This is a genomic window from Streptomyces sp. NPDC048258 (genome assembly GCF_043201995.1).
Taxonomy (GTDB): Bacteria; Actinomycetota; Actinomycetes; order Streptomycetales; family Streptomycetaceae; genus Streptomyces.
Genome location: NZ_JBICZH010000001.1, coordinates 495,007 through 512,303 on the forward strand (window position 1 = coordinate 495,007; position 17,297 = coordinate 512,303).

Sequence of the window (17,297 nt, forward strand, 5' to 3'; positions counted from 1 at the left end):
CCCGGCTGCGAGAATCGCGGTATGGACCGCCTCGACAGGGAAATCCTCGGCATCCTGCGGCAGGATGCGCGGATCTCGTACCGCGACCTCGGCGTCCGGGTCGGCCTCAGCTCCAACGCCGCCGCCGACCGGGTGCGCCGGATGCGCCGGGACGGCGTGATCCGGGGATTCACCATCCTGGTCGACCCGGCCGCCGACACCCGCGGCGGGCTCGTCGTCTTCATCGACGTCACCTTGCGCCAGGACACCACCAACGAGGAGTTCGAACGGCAGGTCGCCAAGCTCCCGGGAATCACCGAGGTCGTGCACGTGACGGGCGAGCACGACTACCTCGTACGCGCCCGGGCCGCCGACCCCGCCGCCCTCGACGGCCTGCTCCGCCGCCTGAAGCGGGAGGCCGGGGTGGCACAGTCCAACACCCGCATCGCCCTCCGGGCCGCCAACCGCCCGGGCCAGCCGTAAGAGCCCGCCGGGGCCGGGGGCGGCACGCGTCCCGCCAAGCACCCGGCAGGGCTACAGCGCCGACTCCCACGTCAGTGTCGTCCCCCGCGTCCCCGACTCCGTGCGGCCGTCGTCCGCCACCGTCAGGCGGACCCGGTACGGGGTCGCGTCCACCTCCACGTCGATGGAGGTGACCTCACCGCGCCGGTGCGCCGCGGCCAGCGCGCCGCGCAGGGCGGCCAGCAGCTCGGCCGCCACCGGCTCCGGCAGCAGCGCGTCCACCGCCCCCGCGAAGTGCACCGACGGCTGGCAGCCGAACAGCACGGCCGCGCCGCCCGTCTCGCGCAGCACCCGGCCCCGGAAGGTCGTCGGGGCGTCGGTCGGCGGCTGCTGGAGGGCGAAGATCGCCGTGCGGACCTCCTGGATGGTGGAGTCCAGCTCGTCCACGGCACGGCTCAGCTCGTCGCCCACCGCGTCCCCCGACGGCGCGTTCGAGGAGCGCCGCCGGGTGCTCTCCAGCATCATCTCCGTGGCGAAGAGCCGCTGGACGACCAGGTCGTGCAGGTCCCTGGCGATGCGGTCGCGGTCCTCGTACACCGCGAGCTGCTCCCGGTCGTGCTGCGCGTCCGCGAGGACGAGGGCCAGTGCCGCATGGGAGGCGAACTGCGAGGCCAGCAGCCGGTCCACGGCGTCGTACGGGCGACCGCCCCGGGCACGCGGGAGGGCCAGGGTGCCGATCAGCTGGCCGCCGCTCTGGAGCGGGAGCATCATGCTGGGCCCGAACCGCTCGCGGACGTGCGTGGTCATCCGGGGGTCGGTGGCCGAGTCCTCTATGAAGACCGGTTCGCCGCCGAGGAGTTGTTCCAGTACGGGCGAACCGGGGGCGATCGCCGTCCCCACCAGGTCCCCGGGATCCCCGTGGGTGGAGGCGGCGACGATCTCCATGCCGCCCTCGCGGGTCGGCTGGAGCACCACCCCGGCCGCCGCGTCCGCCAGCAGCCGGGCCCGTTCGGCCACGCACATCAGCGCGTCCGCCGCCGGGCGCCCGGCCAGCAGGGTGGTGGTCACGGCGGCGGCGCCCTCGATCCAGCGCTCCCGGCGGCGCGCGGTCTCGTAGAGCCGGGAGTTGCCGATCGCCATCCCCGCCTGCGAGGCCAGGACGCGCACCAGGGCGAGGTCCTCGTCGGTGAACGGGCCGCCGCCCCGCTTCTCGGTGAGGTAGACGTTGCCGAAGACCTCGGTGTGCACGCGGATCGGCACGCCCAGGAAGGTGTGCATGGGCGGGTGGCCCGGTGGGAACCCGGTGGAGCGGGGGTCCGCCGTCAGATCGTCCAGCATCAGCGGCCGGGGGTCGCTGATGAGCGCGCCGAGCACGCCGGAGCGCCCGTCGGGCAGCCGGGGGATCGCCGCCCGCTCGGCCTCGGTCAGCCCGGTGGTGAAGAGCGCGGTCAGCCGGACGCGCTCGGGGTCGATGACCCCGAGCGCTCCGTACCGCGCCGCGCAGAGCTCGGTTGCCGAGTCCACGACGTGCTGGAGGGTGGTGTTCAGCTCCAGCTCGGAGCCGACGCTGAGCACCGCATCCAGCAGGACCGGGAGGGCGGAGGGCCGGTCGGGCTCCTCGTCGGGGCCCTGTTCGGGCTCCTCGTCGGGCTCCGCCCCGGCGTCCGTCATTCGGCCAGCGGGTTGAGAACCATCGGGGCGATCTTCCCTTCCAGCATCGCGCCGAGGCCGAGTACGGCGCACACGTCGGGCCGTTCCGCGATGGCGACGGGCATGCCGGTCGAGTCGCGGAGCATCTGGTCGAGGCCGGGCAGCAGGGCGCTGCCGCCCACCATCATGATCCCCCGGTCCGTCAGGTCCGCGACCAGGTCCGGCGGGCAGTCCCGGAGCACCTTGCCGATGCCGTCGAGGACGGCGGTCAGCGGGGTGTGGATGGCGTCGCGGACCGCCGCCGTGTCCACGTGGACGGAGCGGGCCAGTCCGGTGGCCACGTCGCGGCCGTGGATGAGGGTGGAGGCAGGCCCCTCCGAGGTGATGCCGTTGCCGTGCAGGGCCAGCTGGAGCGGCCGCACCGCCTGGCTCGGCAGCATCAGCTCGTGCGCGTGGCGCAGGTGCTGGACCACCGCGTGGTCGATGGCCTCGCCGCCCACCGGGATCCGTTCGGCCGTGACGATCGAGCCGAGGGAGAGGACGGCCACCTGGGTGGCGGCCGCTCCGCACACCATGATCATCGTCGCGGTCGGCTGCTCCACCGGCAGGCCGCAGCCGACGGCCGCCGCGATCAGGGTGTCGACGAGTTCGACGCGGCGGGCGCCGAGCCCGACGAGGGTTTCCACGGTCGCCCGCTGGGCCAGCGGGTCCGCGTCGTGCGGGGTGCAGGCGGCGGCCCGCAGCCGGGGCTTGCGGCGCAGGGCGCGCCGCAGTTTCTCGCCGAGCAGGTGACGCAGCATCCGCTGGGCCATCTCGATGTCGACGACGGTGCCGCCGGAGACGGGGCGCACGACCCGGATGTAGTCGGGTGTGCGGCCGGTCATCCGCTCGGCGAAGGTGCCGACGGCGATGAGCGCGCCGGTCCGTGTGTTCACCGCGGCGACGCTGGGCTCGTCGACGACGAGGCCGGCGCCCTTGACGTACACGCGGGTCCTGGCGGCCCCCAGGTCGACGGCGACGTGGCAGCGGCGCAACTGCTCAAGACTGACGGTCACGGCAGATCCTCCGGGGAGCGCTGACGCAAGAGGACCGGCGGAATGCCGGTCGCTTGTCATATCTTCTCGGGCATTTCTGACTAATCGCCCGTTGTGATGCTCCGGTCGGGGGTGCGTCGCGGCTGCATGGGGGTGGATTTCTGTACCGACAGGCAGCACCATGCGCGCACCGCACGCGCTACTCACGCGTAACAAGGTAAAGGGGACTCGATGCTGACGGCCCGCCAGAGACTGCTGGCACTCCTGACGCTCTGCCTGGCGCTGCCGGCGCCCGTATCGGCCCATGCCGCCGACCGGGTCACGGCCCACGCCTCCGAGCAGGCCTCATCGCGCAATCCGGTGGTCTTCGTGCACGGTTACAACGCCGATCCGGGCGTCTGGGGAGCCCTGCGCGAGGACCTGCGCGCCGCCGGGTACGCGGACTCGGAACTCTTCTCCTGGGGTTACGACACCCACCTGTCGGTCAACGAGGTCCTCGCCGGGCGGTTCGGCGCGTACGTCGAAGAGGTCCGCCGGCAGACCGGCGCCGCCCGGGTCGACGTCGTCGCGCACTCCTTCGGCTCGCTGGTGAGCCGCTGGTACGTGAAGTTCGGCGGCGGTACGGCCACCGTGGGCCACTGGGTCTCGCTGGCCGGGCCGAACCGGGGCACCTCCACCGCGTGGGCCTGCGCGCTGTGGGACCAGGCGTGCCGGGACATGACCCCCGGCTCGTACGTGGTGAAGAACCTGAACGGCGGGGACGAGACCCCGGGCACGGTGAAGTACGCGACCTTCTGGTCGAACTGCGACGAGGTCGTCAACCCGGACGACAGCGTCCCGCTGACCGGGGCGGCCAACACGCCGGTCGGCTGCCTCAAGCACAACGACCTGCTCGGCGACGACGCCACCTCGGCAGGGGTCCGGTCCTTCCTCGCCTCCTAGAGCCCCGGTCACCTAGGTCCCGGGCTCCTCGCAGGAGACCCGCTGGAGCAGGCCGTACGTGAACTCGGCCACGCAGCTCTTCGCCCCCGCGGCGAACGCCAGGCGCCAGCGGGTCGGCGCGGTGCCCTCCATCGGCCGCACCGGGGCGAAGGCCCGCGCCACCTCGTCCACCGTCGCCGACCAGGGCCGCAGATCGTCCGCCGACTCCAGTACGGGCCCCCGCGCGCCCGGGGCCCGTACCAGCCACTCGTTCCACACCGCCCCGTCCGGCGCGGCCAGCACCTCGAAGCGCAGGTCCGGCCAGAGCGGCACCGGCCACAGCAGCGCCTCGCACTCCAGGTCCCCGATGCTGCGCGGCTCCGCGGACTCCGGCGGGCCGAGCACCGAGCGGTAGCGGGAGAGGGCGCCGCGGGAGCGGGGCGAGCGGACCATCGCCTGCCAGCGCTTGTTCGCCTCCCGCTGCTCCGCGAGCGAGGCGCCGAGCCGCCTGCGGGCCTCGTCGGCGAGATCCGGCTGGAAGTCCGCCATCCTGCGCAGCAGCACCAGCTGGAAGGCGGCCGGCCCGAAGGGATTGTGGGCGCCCGGAGTTGGGTTCGCTGTCATGGAGGCAACAATTCCACACAGGATCCTTACGTTCCCGGGATACGGATGTTGCCGGGAACCCCGTAGCCTGCGGGCCCTATGAACTACTGCCCCGCGTGTCGGAGGCACCTCAACGGCGCGCTGGCGTGCGCCGGGTGCGGAACCCCGGCCGAGTACCTGATGCCCGCCGCGCCCGCCGCCGCGCCCGTGGCCGTGGCGGACGAGCCCGCACCGCAGCCCACGCTGGCCGACGTGTACGCGGACTCGCTCGTGGTGCTCTCCGCGCCGAACGAGCGCAGGGCCGGTGCCCGCCGCCGCGCCACGCACCGCAGGCGCCGCCGGACCGTGCTGACCATCGGGCTAGGGCTGCTGCTCGCGACCGCCGGCTCGCTGGGGGTGGCCAAGATGGCCACCGACGGGCAGCGCAGCGACCGGGCCGCCACGGTGGTGCTGACCGACGACGCCGGACCGCAGCAGCCCGCGCCGCTGCCGGACCTGCCGACTTCCGGCGCGCCCGCGGGCCCGTCCGGAAAGGCCACCGCGAAGGCCGCCGCCGGGTCTGCGAAGAAGGCCGGTTCCGGCGCGCCTTCCGGGGGCGCCGCGCAGCCGGCGCCGGTGTCGTCCGCCCCCGCGCCGACGACGTCGGGCTCGGCGTCCGGTACCCCCGGCCCGGGGAACAACGTAAAGCCGACCACGTCGGGGAAGCCGTCGCAGAGCGCCACCGGCAGTGCGCAGCCGGCGACCCCGACCCCGACCCCGTCGCCGACGAAGCCCACGCCGAAGCCGACCGAGGACGACTGCTGGCTCTTCTGCGGCTGGTTCTGAGCCGCCGGGTCAGCCCAGCATCCGCCTGAGCAGGTCCCGCAGGGCCGTCCGCTCCTCTGCCGACAGGCCGGCCAGCGGCTCGCGCGCGAAGTCCAGCGACTCGCGCAGCCGGTCCGCGGTCAGCAGGCCCTCCTCCGTGGGGGCGGCCAGCTTCACCCGGCGGTCGGCGGGGTCCGGGCGGCGCTCGACCAGGCCGCGTGTCTCCAGCCGGTCGACGATGCCGGTCACGTTCGAGGGCTCGCACCTCAGCTTCTGCGCGATGCGGCGCATCGGCATCGGCTCCAGGGAGAGCAGGTTCAGCACTCGGGCCTGCGCGCCGGTCAGCTGGTGGCTGGCGGCCGCATGCTCGTACTCCATGTGGTACCGGGCCACGACGTCGCCGATGAGCTCGACGACCTCGACGGTCACTGGGTCTACGCGACGACTGGGCATGGATCCAGAGTACCCATTTACTTGACAACATGAAATATCCAGGCGCATGGTTGTTTCACCTAGTGAAGCAATTTCGTTCTTACCAGGAGCGCCGCATGTCTCAGATCCCCGCCGTCAGCCGCGAGTGGCACCTCGTCCGTCGGCCGCAGGGCTGGCCCGTCGCCGAGGACTTCGCCCTGCGCGAGGTGCCCGTGTCCGCCGAGCCCGCCCCCGGCCGGATCCTCGTGCGCAACCTCCACATGTCCGTGGACCCGTACATGCGCGGCCGGATGAACGACGTGAAGTCCTACGTCCCGCCGTTCCAGCTGGACGAGCCGATGCAGGGCGGCGGGGTCGGCGAGGTCGTCGCCTCCGCCGCCGAGGGCTTCGCCGTCGGCGACCACGTCCTGCACCACCTGGGCTGGCGCGAGTACGCGGACCTCGACGCGAAGTTCGCCACCAAGGTGGACGCCTCGCTCGCCCCCCTCTCCACCTACCTCGGCGTGCTCGGCATGCCGGGCCTGACCGCCTACGCGGGCCTCTTCGAGGTCGCCTCCTTCAAGGAGGGCGACGCCGTCTTCGTCTCCGGCGCGGCCGGTGCGGTCGGCAGCCTCGTCGGCCAGTTCGCGAAGATCAAGGGCGCGTCCCGGGTGATCGGCTCGGCCGGCTCGGACGAGAAGGTGACGCACCTCACGGAGAAGTACGGCTTCGACACCGCCTTCAACTACAAGAACGGCCCCGTCGGCCAGCAGCTGCGCGAGGCCGCGCCCGAGGGCATCGACGTCTACTTCGACAACGTCGGCGGGGACCACCTGGAGGCCGCCATCTCCTCCCTGAACGTGAACGGCCGGGCCACCCTGTGCGGCGCGATCGCCCACTACAACGACACCGACGCCGCCCCCGGCCCGCGCAACCTGATGCAGGTCATCGGCAAGCGGCTGCGGCTCCAGGGCATCCTCGTCAACGACCACGCCGGACTGCAGCAGCAGTTCGTCCAGGACGTGGCCGGCTGGCTGCGCTCCGGTGAGCTGCGGTACGACGAGACGGTCGTCGAGGGCGTCGAGAACGCGACCTCCGCCTTCCTCGGCATGCTGCGCGGCGAGAACACCGGAAAGATGATCGTTTCTTTCACCGGTTAGGCTCACCCCACACCGTCGTGACCGTGGGCGCGAGTCTCGGCGATTACCAGGAGGATCTTCTTACATGTCCATCCAGTACTCCGACGTCGCGTACACCGCTGTCGCCACCGCCGAGAACGGCCGTGACGGCCGCGTCGCCACCAACGACGGCCAGCTCGACGTCGTCGTGAACCCGCCGAAGGAGCTCGGCGGCAGCGGCGCCGGCACCAACCCGGAGCAGCTGTTCGCCGCCGGCTACAGCGCCTGCTTCCAGGGCGCCCTGGGTGTCGTCGCCAAGAACGTGAACGCCGACATCTCCGGCTCCACCGTCACGGCCGAGGTCGGCATCGGCAAGAACGACGAGGGCTTCGGCCTGATCGTCAAGATCTCCGCCGTGATCCCGAACGTGGACGCCGCCACCGCCAAGGACCTCATCGAGAAGGCCCACGAGGTCTGCCCGTACTCCAAGGCGACCCGCGGCAACATCACCGTCGAGCTCGCCGTCTGATCCGGCACGGCTCAGCGAAGGCCGCACCCCGATCCGGGGTGCGGCCTTCGCCGTAGACTGGCGCCATGCGTGATCTTGCGGGGGGTTTCCGGTATCTGCTGGCCGGACAGCGATGGGTGTTCCGGCACGGACGGTGGCTGGGTTTCGGGCTGCTGCCCGGGCTGGTCTCCCTCGTCCTGTACGCCGGAGCGCTGGTCGGGCTCGGCTACGGCGCCGACGACCTCACCGCCTGGGCCACCCCCTTCGCCGACGGCTGGGCGTCGCCGTGGCCCGGGCTCTTCCGCGGCTTCCTGACCGCGCTGGTCTTCTGCCTCGGGCTCTTCCTCGCGGTCATCACCTTCACCGCCGTGACCCTGCTGATCGGCCAGCCGTTCTACGAGTCCCTCTCGGAGCAGGTCGACCGGAGCGAGGGCGGCGACGTGCCCGAGTCCGGGCTCCCGCTCTGGCTGGAGCTGTGGGTCTCGGCCCGGGACAGTGTGAAGGTGCTCGGCCGGGTGCTGCTGTACGGGATCCTGCTCTTCGCCCTCGGTTTCATCCCGGTGATCGGGCAGACCGTGGTCCCGGCGCTCGGGTTCTGCGTCTCCGGGTACTTCCTGACCCAGGAACTCACCGCCGTCGCCCTCCAGCGGCGCAAGGTGGACCTGCCCGAGCGGCTGGTACTGCTGCGGTCGCGGCGGATGCTGGTGCTGGGCTTCGGGGTGCCGCTGGTGCTGTCGTTCCTGGTGCCCCTGGTCGCGGTGTTCCTGATGCCGGGCGCGGTGGCGGGGGCCACGCTGATGGCGCGGGACCTGACGGGGGCCGACGAGGCTCCGGAGGCGGGGGCCGGGTTCGAGGCCCGGGCCGACGCCGCGGCCGGTGGGTTCGGACCGCCGCCGCCCGCGTACTCGTGACTACCGCTTGAGCAGGGTGATCGCCCCGACCGTGTCCTCGCCGCCGTGGGCGGCCGGATCGGCGGTCAGCCGGCGCCGCATCAGCTCCAGGTACGGGGAGATCAGCTCGGCGCCGACCCCCTGCTCCTCGGCGGTGCGCAGCAGGGTTCCACTGGACGCGACCTGCATGGCCAGGCTGGACACCACCCCGGTGGTGAAGTCCCGGGAGGTCAGCCGCTCGGCGGCGTTGCCGACGAAGAAGCCCATCGCGCCGAGCCACTCGGACAGCAGCGGAGCCAGGTCCTTCGGGGCGATGTCCTCGCCCTCGATCAGCGCGTAGGCGTGCGAGATGCCCGCGAACAGCCCGTACATCGCGCTCAGCAGCGCCACGTCGTGCAGGGCCGCGTGACCGGCGTCCTCGCCGACGAAGCGGGCCCCGGCCGGGACCTCCAGCGCCGCCCGGTGTGTGTCGAAGAGCGGCCGCGAGCCGCTGTAGAAGACGTAGGCCCCGGACTCCGGGACGCCGATCATCGTCGGCGTGGCCATGATCCCGCCGTCCATGAAACGGGCCCCGCGCTCCTCGGCCCAGGCGGCGCGGGCGCGGCCCTCGGCCGGAGTGCCGGTGGTGAGGTTGACCAGGTCCTTGCCGGTCAGGTCGACGCCGGCCAGCGCCGAGTCGATGCTGGCGTCGTCCAGCAGACACAGGACGACGAGCCGGCTCGCGGCCACGGCCTCGGCGGCGCTCGCCGCGACGACGGCGCCTTCGGCGGCCAGCGGTCCGGCCTTGGCGGCGGTGCGGTTCCAGACGGTGAGCCCGTGCCCGGCGGCGAGCCAGGTACGGGCGAGGGCGGTGCCCATGTCACCGAGGCCGAGCAGGGCGAGGGGGGCGAGCGGATTCTGCGGCGTGTTGTCGGTCATGGCGTTTAGCCTGGTGGCAGGCCGTGAGGCGCTCAAGTACGCACCTTGGAGTGGGTGGTTACCCCGAGGTGAGCGAGCAGGTGGGAGGGGTGCGCGGTGGCGGTGGTACGAAGGCCCGGTGCGGATCACTGCGGGATCGCCGCGGCGATGTCCGTGATCGACGGCAAGTGGAAGGTCTCGCTCCTGTGGGAACTGGAGCAGTGCCCCCGCCGGTTCGGTGAACTGCGCCGGCTCGTTCCGGGCGTCTCGGAGAAGGTGCTCGCCGCCCAGCTGCGCGAGCTGGAGGCGGACGGCATCGTGCACCGCGAGGTCTACGACGAGGTCCCGCCGCGCGTCGAGTACTCGCTGACCCCGCTGGGCCAGGGGCTGAACGGGGCCCTGGAAGCCCTGGGGGAATGGGGCGCCAGGCACCTTCTCCCGGATTCGGCCTAGGCCTGGTCCGGCCGTAGGCGGTCGCTTCCCCGGGCCCCTCTATTCCCAGGGAGGGCCCGTAGTATGCATGGCAGCAAGTGCCAAGGCTGTCTCTCACTGCCCTTGAGTCCGCCCCGGCCCGGAGCTTCGGCACGGGGGTCCGGAGTCGGGCAGCGGCTTGCCCAGCAACGACCGGCCGTCGGGCCGAGGACCGACCAGCAGTAGGGACACAGCAGTGACAGTCAGTACCGCGGGCCCGGTGACCGCGCTGCCCTCCTCGGGCGGACCGGACGCGCCCGCCCGCCCGATACCGGCGGCCCGCGGCGCGCTGCGCTCCCGCGGCTCGCTCCTGCTCCTCGAAGCCGTCGTCGCCTTCGCCGCGGCGCTCGTCCTGCCGGTGCTGGCCCGCGGCTTCAAGCTCAACCCGCTGGACAGGATCGCCCAGGTCAGCGGCCTCGCCGCGATCCAGCTGCGGTTCGCTCTGGTCGGCCTGCTGTTCATCGCCGCGGTCGCGCTCGCGATGAGGCTGCGCCGGGGCCGCCACTTCGACCTGGCCGCCCGGCTCGCCGCGGCCGCCCTCGCGGGTCTGGCCAGCGGGTTCGTCGCGGCCGGCGCGGTCGTCGCACTCCACGGCACGCCGTGGCCGATGTTCGGCCTCAACGGCGACAGCGGCCGCATCGTCGAGTGGGCCCACGCCGTGGCCAACGGCCGCCCCTCGGGCTCGCCGGTCTACCCGCCGGCCCCCCTCCACACCCTCGGCTACTACGCCGAGTGGTTCCGCGGCGGCAACACCGCGTACGCCTTCAAGGACCTCCAGATCCTCGGCGCCGCCGCCTTCGGGCCGCTGGTCTACCTCTGCTGGCGCATGCTGCTCAGCCCGGTCCGCGCGCTCGCCTTCGGTGTGGCGCCGGCCTTCTCGCTCATCGACGCGTACAAGCCGTACAGCCAGACGGTCCTCGTACTGCTGGTCCCGGTACTCGTGGCGATGGTGGTGTCGCTGCGCCGCAGCGGGACCGACGGCTGGCGGCCGCTGCTGCTCAAGGGCGCCGGCTTCGGCCTGCTGCTCGGCCTGCTGTTCCTCACCTACTCGGGCTGGTTCCTGTGGAGCGCGGCGGGTGTGCTGTTCGCCGCGCTGCTGTACTTCCCGTGGCGGACCGGCCGCCTCAAGGGCGCGGCCTTCCTCGGTGCCACCCTGGCGGCGTTCCTCGTGGTCGCCGGGCGCTACCTGATGGTCATGCTGACCGAGGGGCAGACCACCAAGGACTACAACTTCCGCTTCGACAACTTCACCGACCCGGCCTACTACCTGATGTGGCGCACCGACATGCCGGGCAAGGTGGGCGACTGGCCGCCGCCCGGCGAGTACGGCGGGGTCGGGCTCTTCGCCCTGGTCACCTTCGTCTGCCTCGGTGCCGCGATCTGGCTGGGCATCCGCAGGCCGATGGTGGTCACCATCGCGGCCATGTTCATCAGCGCGTGGGTGATGCGGATGTACATCGCCTCGCACATGTACGAGACGCAGACCGTCCAGCTGTACACCCGGACCAACAACCAGCTGCTCTACTGCGGCCTGCTGCTGTGCGCGCTGGTCGCCCATCTGGTCTCGCAGCGGATGGCCGCCGCGCGTCGCACGGACGACGCCGACGGCACGCCCCGTACCGGCTTCCCCGGACGCGAAGGGGCGGTGATCGGAGCCCTGTGCGCCCTGCTGCTGCTCCTCGGCACCGTCTCCTCCTCGATGGCCGACCGCTACATGCCGGCCAAGGACGGCACCTACCGGATCCTGCCCTGGGTGTCGCACACCATCACGGAGCAGGACGGGAGCTGCCCGAAGTTCGCCCCGGGCGGCACCTGCTCCAAGGACGGCGACCAGAGCTGGCTGAGCTTCATCCGATGACTCGAGGAAACCGATGATCTCCGCACTGACGCGGCTGGCCGACTGGTCGGCCAGGACTCCGAAGCGGCTGTGGCTGGTCGCCTTCGCGCTGTTCTTCGCGCTCGCGGGCTCCTGGTCCGCCGCCAGCCCGCTCGCGAGCTCCCCCGACGAGCACGCGCACTTCATCCGCGCGGCGGCCGTCGCCAGGGGTCAGATCGGCGGACCCGAGGTGATGGTTCCGCACGTGGTGGCGGGCATCGAGGGGCAGTTCGCCGAGACCGGGGTGCAGCTCCCGGAGTGGTACCGCAACCTCCCCAAGGTGCACGAGTGCTACGCGTGGCAGGAGGCGAAGCCCGCGTCGTGCGCCCCCTCGCTCGGCAACTCCCAGAAGACCGTGCAGGCCACCACCGCGGCCGGCCGCTACCACCCGGCCTACTACCTGGCGACCGGCTGGCCGAGCCTGCTGGTCGACGGCCCCAAGGGGCTGTACCTCATGCGCTTCGCGTCGGCGCTGCTCTGCTCGGCCCTGCTGGCCAGCGCGCTGGTCACGGCCGCCGAGTGGCGGCGGCGCTCGCTGGCGGTGCTGGGCGTGCTGGCCGCGGCCACCCCGATGACGCTGTACATGGGCGGCATGGTCAACCCCAGCGGCGGTGAGATCGCCGCCGGGATCCTGGTGTGGACGGCCCTGCTGTCGATCGTGCTGTCCCCCGACCCGCGGCTGCTGAACCGCCGGCTGGCCAGGCTGGGCATCGGCGGTCTGGTGCTCATCAACATCCGGCCGCTCGGGCTGATCTGGTTCGCCGGAGCCGTGGTCTTCTGCCTGCTGCTGGCACGGCGCGGAGTGCTGGGGCAGGTGCTGCGCCGCAAGGCCCTCTGGGCGTGGACGGCGCTGCTGGGCATCGCGACGGCCGGTGCGCTGCTCTGGGCGTCCAGGCACCCGGACAACTCGGTGATCAACACGCCGGACAGTCTCACCGCCGCCACGGCCGCGAAGAAGACCCTCGGCAACACCTACACCTACGTCAAGCAGATGCTCGGGTACTTCGGCTGGCTGGACACCCCGGCCCCCGCCTTCACCTGGCTGGTCTGGCTGGGGGTGCTGGCGACGCTCGCGGCACTGGCGCTGGCCTACGGCCGCACGCGCGAGTCGATCGCGGTGCTCGGCATGATCGCGGCCATCGTGATGCTGCCGGTGGTCGCCCAGGCCTCGCAGGCGGAGAAGATCGGCATGGTGTGGCAGGGCCGCTACCTGCTGCCCTTCGCCGTCGGCCTGCCGCTGATGGCCGTGTTGATCTGTGCGGATCGGGCGCCCGACCGGGGCTTCCCCTGGCGCAGGCTGGTCGGGTTCACCGCCGTCGGCCTGGCGCTGGCCGACGCGGCGTCGTTCTACTGGACGCTGCGCCGCTTCGCGGTCGGTACCTCGGGCTCATGGGTGCCGACCCATGCCCACTGGGCCCCGCCGGGCGGCTGGGCCGTGTGGGTCGGCGTGTACACGGTGGCGGCGCTGCTGCTCGTGGTGCCGGCCCTGCTGTCGGACCGGAAGCCCGCCGCGCCGCAGCCCCCCGACCGGGACGCCCCGCGCCACGGACGCCACTCGCGGGTGCCTGAACCCGCCTGACGGCCGGGGTCGTCAGACCCCGGCCACCCGGGCTGTTCCGACCTCGGCGGTCACCACGGACGGCGTACGGTCGTCCGCCTCGGCCAGCAGCGCGCCGCCCGGGGCCCATACGGCCGCGCCGCCGCAGCCGGTCCACGGGCCCGCCGGGCCGACGTGGTTGGCGAGGACGACGTACAGGCCGTGCTCCTCGGCGATGCCCGGGTGGACGGTGGCGCGCTCGCGGATCCCGTCGCCCGTCCCGTAGAGGGAGCTCGCGAGGTGGACGCGGCAGCCGTCGGCCGCCCCCCGGCCGGTCAGCTCGGGGAAGTGGTTGTCGTAGCAGACGCCCAACGAGAAGCGGATCCCGCCGAGTTCGAAACGCCCGTCCTGCTCGCCGGGCCGGAAGACGTCCTGCTCGTGCCGGTAGAGGTGCTGCTTGGCGTACGTGGTCACGTGCGCGCCGTCCGCGTCGTGCACCAGCGTCGCGATGGCGGGACGCCCGTCGCCGGCCGGCAGCGCGACATTGATCGCGGTCGCGATGCCGGCGGAACGCACCGGGTCCAGCCGGGGATCGTCGGCGTCCGTCCAGAGCCCGGGGTCGGCGGCCAGCGCCGCCAACTCGTAACCGGTCAGCGTGAACTCGGGGAACGCCACCAGCTCGGCCCCCTCCTCGCGCGCCCGACGGGCGAGCACGGCGGCCCGCGCGGCATTGGCCCGCACGTCGGCGGGTACACAGGTCATCTGCGCTGCGGCGATCTTCATGGGCTCAGGATGTCATCGCGTCGGCGACCTCCCGGAATCGCCCTCGCATCCGGCTGTGGGCATCTGCTTCGGCCGGCTGCCCTCGGGCGATCACTCCGCTGTGGGACCCCGCAGCAGGGTCAGGAAGGAGCGGAACGCGGCAGGCATGTCCACCGATTCCGGGGCGAGGAGCCACTGGTACTGGAGGCCGTCCATGACCGCCGTCAGGAGCGGGGCCGCCTGTTCGGGGGTGAGGCCCGAGGGGAGTCGGTCGCCGAACTCGGAGCGCAGCACCGCCGCCATCTCGCCGCGGACCTGGGCATAGCGCTCGGTGAAGAACTCCCGGGCCGGGTGCCCGTCGGTGACGCTCTCGCCCAGCAGCGCCGAGAAGGTCTGCACGATGCCCGGGCGCATGGCGTTGTACTCCACCAGTGAGGCCAGCAGGTCCAGTCGCCAGGCACCCGCCGAGGCGCGTGAGCCGCCGCCCGTGTCCCAGCGGTCGCGCTCCTCGAGCACCGCGACCAGCAGCGCCTCCTTGGTCGGGAAGTAGTGCAGCAGCCCCTGCTGGGTCAGGCCCACGCGCTCGGCGACCGCGCCCAGGGACGCGCCCCGGTAGCCGCGCTCCGCGATCACCTCGACGGCCGCGAGGACGATCTCCCCGCGCCGCTCCTCGCTCTTCGCTCTGGCCATTGCCCCGGCACCCCTCTCGTTCGGACCCGCCAGCAGGACCGTACGGCATCTGAATATCACGAAAAGATTACAACCCCTACCGCTCTACAGGTAACAGGTCCACGATGGGGGCACCCGCACGCAGCACGCACCGCACTCACCGCACTCACCGAGGAGGCACGGCCGTGACCGATGCCGATCAGGCCCGCGAAAACGCCGTCGAGACGGCGCTGGGCAAGCTGGATCTCGACACCAAGGCCCGCCTGCTGGCCGGTCAGGACATGTGGTCCCTGCCCGCCCTCCCCGAGATCGGGCTCCGGTCCCTGGTCATGTCCGACGGCCCCATCGGGGTGCGCGGCGTGCGCTGGACCGCCGACGACCCGTCCATCGCGCTGCCCTCTCCGACCGCGCTCGCCGCGGCCTGGGACCCCGCCCTCGCCCGCCGCGCCGGCCGGCTCCTCGCCCAGGAGGCCCGCCGCAAGGGCGTCCACGTCCTCCTCGCGCCCACCGTCAACCTGCACCGCTCCCCGCTCGGCGGCCGCCACTTCGAGTGCTACTCCGAGGACCCCCACCTCACCGGCGCCGTCGGCACCGGTTACGTGAACGGCGTCCAGGACGGCGGGGTCGGCACCACGGTCAAGCACTTCGTCGGCAACGACGCCGAGACCGAGCGGTTCACCGTCGACAGCGTCATCGCCCCGCGCCCGCTGCGCGAGCTGTACCTGGCGCCCTTCGAGGCCATCGTCGCCCACGCCCGCCCCTGGGGCATCATGACCGCCTACAACCAGGTCAACGGCACCACGATGACCGAGCACCGCTACCTGGTGAACGAAGTCCTGCGCGGCGAATGGGGCTTCGACGGCTACAACGTCTCCGACTGGATGGCCGCCCGGTCCACCACCGGCGACATCGAGGGCGGCCTCGACGTGGCCATGCCCGGCCCGCAGACCGTCTACGGCCCCGCCCTCGCCGAGGCCGTCCGCGCCGGGGAGGTCCCCGAATCCGCCGTCGACGCGGCCGTGCGCAACGTGCTGCGCCTCGCCGCACGCGTCGGCCTCCTGGAGGGCGCCCCCGCCGTCGTCGCCGAGGCCCCGGCCCCGGTCGACGGCCAGGCGCTGGCCCGCGAGCTCGCCGCCCGCGGCTTCGTGCTCGTCCGCAACGAGAACGGGACCCTGCCGCTCGACGCGGCCGCCGGCCGCACCGTCGCCCTGATCGGCGCCGCCGCCCGCGATGCCCGCGTCCTCGGCGGCGGCTCGGCCACCGTCTTCCCCGAGCGGGTCGTCTCCCCGCTCGACGGCCTCACCGCCGCGCTTCCGGACGGGTCCCTGACCTTCGCCGTCGGCGCCGACCCCTCCGACGAACTCGCCCCCGCCGACAAGGGCTTCGAGCTCCGCGCCGTCTGCCGCGACGCCTCCGGCGCCGTCCTCGGCGAGGGCAGCCTCCCGTCCGGCCAGGTCCAGTGGATCGGCGAGGACCTGCCCGCGGGTGCCACGTACGAGACGATGGCGACCATCGAGGTCACCGGGACGTTCCTGCCGCGCGAGAGCGGCGAGCACGCCTTCGGCACCCGGGGGCTGGGCGCCTTCGCCCTCGCCGTCGGCGGGGAGACCCTGTGGGGCGGCGTCCAGGAGATGGGCAACGAGGCCGACCCCTTCGAAGCCTTCTTCGGCGCCCCCAGCGAACGTGCCCGGCTCACCCTCACCGAGGGGGAGCCGGTGGAGGTGTCGCTGACCTACCAGGTCCCGGACGTGACCGCGCTGCCGCTCAAGGCGATCATGTTCTCGCTGCTCCACCTCGGTCCGCGGCGCGACCCGGAGGAACTGATCGCGGAGGCCGTGGCGGCCGCCCGCGCCGCCGACACCGCCGTCGTGGTCGTCGCCACCACCGAGCGCGTGGAGTCCGAGGGCTTCGACCGCCGCGACCTCACCCTGCCGGGCCGTCAGGACGATCTGGTCCGCGCCGTCGCCGCGGCCAACCCGAACACCGTGGTCGTCGTCAACGCGGGCTCCCCGGTTGAGCTCCCGTGGCGCGAGGAGGTGGCGGCCGTGCTGCTGACCTGGTTCCCCGGGCAGGAGGGCGGGGCCGCGCTGGCCGACGTACTCCTCGGGGACGCGGAGCCGGGCGGGCGGCTGCCCACGACCTGGCCGGCCCGGTTCGCCGACGCGCCCGTCACCGAGGTCATCCCCACCGAGGGGCGCCTGGAGTACCGCGAGGGGCTCTGCATCGGCTACCGGGCGTACGAGGCCCGGTCCATCACCCCCGCCTTCCCCTTCGGGCACGGCCTCGGCTACACCGACTGGGCGTACGAGTCCCTGGAGGTCACCGGCACCACGGCCCGGGTCCGTGTCACCAACACCGGCACCCGGCCCGGCCGCGAGGTCGTCCAGATCTACCTCGCCCCGGTCGAGGACCCGGTGGAGCGTCCGGCGAGCTGGCTGGCCGCCTTCGCGGGCGTCGAGGCGGGCCCCGGCGAGAGCGTCGAGACCGAGATCGCCCTGCCCGCCCGGGCCTTCGAGATCTGGGACGAGGGGACCCGCGGCTGGCAGCGGATCGGCGGCAGCTACGAGGTCCGCGCGAGCCACTCGCACGGCGACACGAGGCTGACGGCCACGCTCGACATCCCGTAACGCACCGTAACAGCGGGAATGGCCGGAAATCACCCCCGCTGGGTTCGGAAAACAGACCGGGCAGGGGGCGGGTCCTGA

The 17,297-nt window shown here is 72.9% G+C and carries 17 protein-coding genes; 10 read left to right on the plus strand and 7 right to left on the minus strand.

Annotated features, from left to right (window positions below):
- The first annotated feature begins 21 nt into the window (after nucleotides 1–21).
- Entirely contained in the window at nucleotides 22–462 is a 441-nt protein-coding gene (locus tag ACGFYQ_RS02355) for an Lrp/AsnC family transcriptional regulator (protein WP_393739031.1), read from the plus strand.
- A 51-nt stretch (nucleotides 463–513) separates the two neighbouring features.
- Here ACGFYQ_RS02355 and ACGFYQ_RS02360 read toward each other — a convergent pair whose 3' ends face one another.
- Nucleotides 514–2,112: a GAF domain-containing protein gene (locus tag ACGFYQ_RS02360; protein WP_393739033.1), complete on the minus strand. Its 1,599-nt coding sequence runs from the start codon at nucleotides 2,110–2,112 to the stop codon at nucleotides 514–516.
- Nucleotides 2,109–3,146, minus strand: a complete 1,038-nt coding sequence (locus ACGFYQ_RS02365) for a rod shape-determining protein (protein ID WP_393739035.1) — start codon at nucleotides 3,144–3,146, stop codon at nucleotides 2,109–2,111. Before ACGFYQ_RS02365 ends, ACGFYQ_RS02360 begins: the two co-directional genes overlap by 4 nt.
- A gap of 210 nt (nucleotides 3,147–3,356) precedes the next feature.
- On the opposite strand from ACGFYQ_RS02365, the gene ACGFYQ_RS02370 reads away from it, so the two are divergent.
- Complete coding sequence (locus ACGFYQ_RS02370) at nucleotides 3,357–4,067, plus strand: esterase/lipase family protein (protein WP_393739037.1); 711 nt, start codon at nucleotides 3,357–3,359, stop codon at nucleotides 4,065–4,067.
- Between the two features lie 12 nt (nucleotides 4,068–4,079).
- Here ACGFYQ_RS02370 and ACGFYQ_RS02375 read toward each other — a convergent pair whose 3' ends face one another.
- The gene (locus ACGFYQ_RS02375; protein WP_393739039.1) at nucleotides 4,080–4,670 is read right to left on the minus strand and encodes a hypothetical protein; all 591 of its coding nucleotides are present in this window, start codon (nucleotides 4,668–4,670) and stop codon (nucleotides 4,080–4,082) included.
- Nucleotides 4,671–4,748: 78 nt separating this feature from the next.
- Between ACGFYQ_RS02375 and ACGFYQ_RS02380 the strand changes: the two genes are divergently transcribed.
- On the plus strand, nucleotides 4,749–5,474 hold the full coding sequence (locus tag ACGFYQ_RS02380) for a hypothetical protein (RefSeq protein WP_393739041.1): 726 nt from the start codon (nucleotides 4,749–4,751) through the stop codon (nucleotides 5,472–5,474).
- Between the two features lie 9 nt (nucleotides 5,475–5,483).
- Here the strand turns inward: ACGFYQ_RS02380 and ACGFYQ_RS02385 are convergent, their stop codons facing one another.
- On the minus strand, nucleotides 5,484–5,906 hold the full coding sequence (locus ACGFYQ_RS02385) for a MarR family winged helix-turn-helix transcriptional regulator (protein ID WP_393739043.1): 423 nt from the start codon (nucleotides 5,904–5,906) through the stop codon (nucleotides 5,484–5,486).
- 95 nt (nucleotides 5,907–6,001) lie between these two features.
- Between ACGFYQ_RS02385 and ACGFYQ_RS02390 the strand changes: the two genes are divergently transcribed.
- The 3 genes from ACGFYQ_RS02390 (at nucleotide 6,002) to ACGFYQ_RS02400 (ending at nucleotide 8,401) form a co-directional block, all read left to right on the plus strand.
- Nucleotides 6,002–7,024: an NADP-dependent oxidoreductase gene (locus tag ACGFYQ_RS02390; protein WP_393739045.1), complete on the plus strand. Its 1,023-nt coding sequence runs from the start codon at nucleotides 6,002–6,004 to the stop codon at nucleotides 7,022–7,024.
- Between the two features lie 64 nt (nucleotides 7,025–7,088).
- Nucleotides 7,089–7,511 (plus strand): organic hydroperoxide resistance protein, encoded by a 423-nt coding sequence (locus ACGFYQ_RS02395; RefSeq protein ID WP_328925522.1) that lies wholly within the window; start codon nucleotides 7,089–7,091, stop codon nucleotides 7,509–7,511.
- 65 nt (nucleotides 7,512–7,576) lie between these two features.
- Nucleotides 7,577–8,401: an EI24 domain-containing protein gene (locus tag ACGFYQ_RS02400; protein WP_393739048.1), complete on the plus strand. Its 825-nt coding sequence runs from the start codon at nucleotides 7,577–7,579 to the stop codon at nucleotides 8,399–8,401.
- Here the strand turns inward: ACGFYQ_RS02400 and ACGFYQ_RS02405 are convergent, their stop codons facing one another.
- On the minus strand, nucleotides 8,402–9,298 hold the full coding sequence (locus ACGFYQ_RS02405; RefSeq protein ID WP_393739050.1) for an NAD(P)-dependent oxidoreductase: 897 nt from the start codon (nucleotides 9,296–9,298) through the stop codon (nucleotides 8,402–8,404).
- 147 nt (nucleotides 9,299–9,445) lie between these two features.
- Here ACGFYQ_RS02405 and ACGFYQ_RS02410 point away from each other — a divergent pair, with 147 nt between their 5' ends.
- The 3 genes from ACGFYQ_RS02410 to ACGFYQ_RS02420 all read left to right on the plus strand — a co-directional run bounded on the left by ACGFYQ_RS02410 (nucleotide 9,446) and on the right by ACGFYQ_RS02420 (nucleotide 13,203).
- Nucleotides 9,446–9,730: a winged helix-turn-helix transcriptional regulator gene (locus ACGFYQ_RS02410; RefSeq protein ID WP_393739052.1), complete on the plus strand. Its 285-nt coding sequence runs from the start codon at nucleotides 9,446–9,448 to the stop codon at nucleotides 9,728–9,730.
- 214 nt (nucleotides 9,731–9,944) lie between these two features.
- Nucleotides 9,945–11,606 carry a hypothetical protein gene (locus ACGFYQ_RS02415; RefSeq protein ID WP_393739054.1) on the plus strand — a complete coding sequence of 554 codons (1,662 nt, stop codon included), beginning with the start codon at nucleotides 9,945–9,947 and terminating at the stop codon, nucleotides 11,604–11,606.
- Nucleotides 11,607–11,619: 13 nt separating this feature from the next.
- A complete protein-coding gene (locus ACGFYQ_RS02420; RefSeq protein WP_393739056.1) occupies nucleotides 11,620–13,203 on the plus strand; it encodes a DUF2142 domain-containing protein in 1,584 nt (527 codons plus the stop codon).
- A 12-nt stretch (nucleotides 13,204–13,215) separates the two neighbouring features.
- Here ACGFYQ_RS02420 and ACGFYQ_RS02425 read toward each other — a convergent pair whose 3' ends face one another.
- Nucleotides 13,216–13,944 (minus strand): carbon-nitrogen hydrolase family protein, encoded by a 729-nt coding sequence (locus tag ACGFYQ_RS02425; protein ID WP_393739058.1) that lies wholly within the window; start codon nucleotides 13,942–13,944, stop codon nucleotides 13,216–13,218.
- Between the two features lie 90 nt (nucleotides 13,945–14,034).
- Nucleotides 14,035–14,613 (minus strand): TetR/AcrR family transcriptional regulator, encoded by a 579-nt coding sequence (locus ACGFYQ_RS02430; protein WP_393739060.1) that lies wholly within the window; start codon nucleotides 14,611–14,613, stop codon nucleotides 14,035–14,037.
- Between the two features lie 104 nt (nucleotides 14,614–14,717).
- On the opposite strand from ACGFYQ_RS02430, the gene ACGFYQ_RS02435 reads away from it, so the two are divergent.
- The gene (locus ACGFYQ_RS02435; RefSeq protein ID WP_393739062.1) at nucleotides 14,718–17,219 is read left to right on the plus strand and encodes a beta-glucosidase; all 2,502 of its coding nucleotides are present in this window, start codon (nucleotides 14,718–14,720) and stop codon (nucleotides 17,217–17,219) included.
- The last annotated feature ends 78 nt before the right edge of the window (nucleotides 17,220–17,297 follow it).

Excerpts from the sequence above, each read along its gene's own strand:
- ACGFYQ_RS02355 (WP_393739031.1), top strand. The coding sequence starts at position 22 with ATGGACCGCCTCGACAGGGAAATCCTCGGCATCCTGCGGCAGGATGCG.
- ACGFYQ_RS02360 (WP_393739033.1), bottom strand. The coding sequence starts at position 2,112 with ATGACGGACGCCGGGGCGGAGCCCGACGAGGAGCCCGAACAGGGCCCC.
- ACGFYQ_RS02370 (WP_393739037.1), top strand. The coding sequence starts at position 3,357 with ATGCTGACGGCCCGCCAGAGACTGCTGGCACTCCTGACGCTCTGCCTG.
- ACGFYQ_RS02375 (WP_393739039.1), bottom strand. The coding sequence starts at position 4,670 with ATGACAGCGAACCCAACTCCGGGCGCCCACAATCCCTTCGGGCCGGCC.
- ACGFYQ_RS02380 (WP_393739041.1), top strand. The coding sequence starts at position 4,749 with ATGAACTACTGCCCCGCGTGTCGGAGGCACCTCAACGGCGCGCTGGCG.
- ACGFYQ_RS02385 (WP_393739043.1), bottom strand. The coding sequence starts at position 5,906 with ATGCCCAGTCGTCGCGTAGACCCAGTGACCGTCGAGGTCGTCGAGCTC.
- ACGFYQ_RS02390 (WP_393739045.1), top strand. The coding sequence starts at position 6,002 with ATGTCTCAGATCCCCGCCGTCAGCCGCGAGTGGCACCTCGTCCGTCGG.
- ACGFYQ_RS02395 (WP_328925522.1), top strand. The coding sequence starts at position 7,089 with ATGTCCATCCAGTACTCCGACGTCGCGTACACCGCTGTCGCCACCGCC.
- ACGFYQ_RS02400 (WP_393739048.1), top strand. The coding sequence starts at position 7,577 with ATGCGTGATCTTGCGGGGGGTTTCCGGTATCTGCTGGCCGGACAGCGA.
- ACGFYQ_RS02405 (WP_393739050.1), bottom strand. The coding sequence starts at position 9,298 with ATGACCGACAACACGCCGCAGAATCCGCTCGCCCCCCTCGCCCTGCTC.
- ACGFYQ_RS02410 (WP_393739052.1), top strand. The coding sequence starts at position 9,446 with ATGTCCGTGATCGACGGCAAGTGGAAGGTCTCGCTCCTGTGGGAACTG.
- ACGFYQ_RS02420 (WP_393739056.1), top strand. The coding sequence starts at position 11,620 with ATGATCTCCGCACTGACGCGGCTGGCCGACTGGTCGGCCAGGACTCCG.
- ACGFYQ_RS02425 (WP_393739058.1), bottom strand. The coding sequence starts at position 13,944 with ATGAAGATCGCCGCAGCGCAGATGACCTGTGTACCCGCCGACGTGCGG.
- ACGFYQ_RS02430 (WP_393739060.1), bottom strand. The coding sequence starts at position 14,613 with ATGGCCAGAGCGAAGAGCGAGGAGCGGCGCGGGGAGATCGTCCTCGCG.
- ACGFYQ_RS02435 (WP_393739062.1), top strand. The coding sequence starts at position 14,718 with ATGGGGGCACCCGCACGCAGCACGCACCGCACTCACCGCACTCACCGA.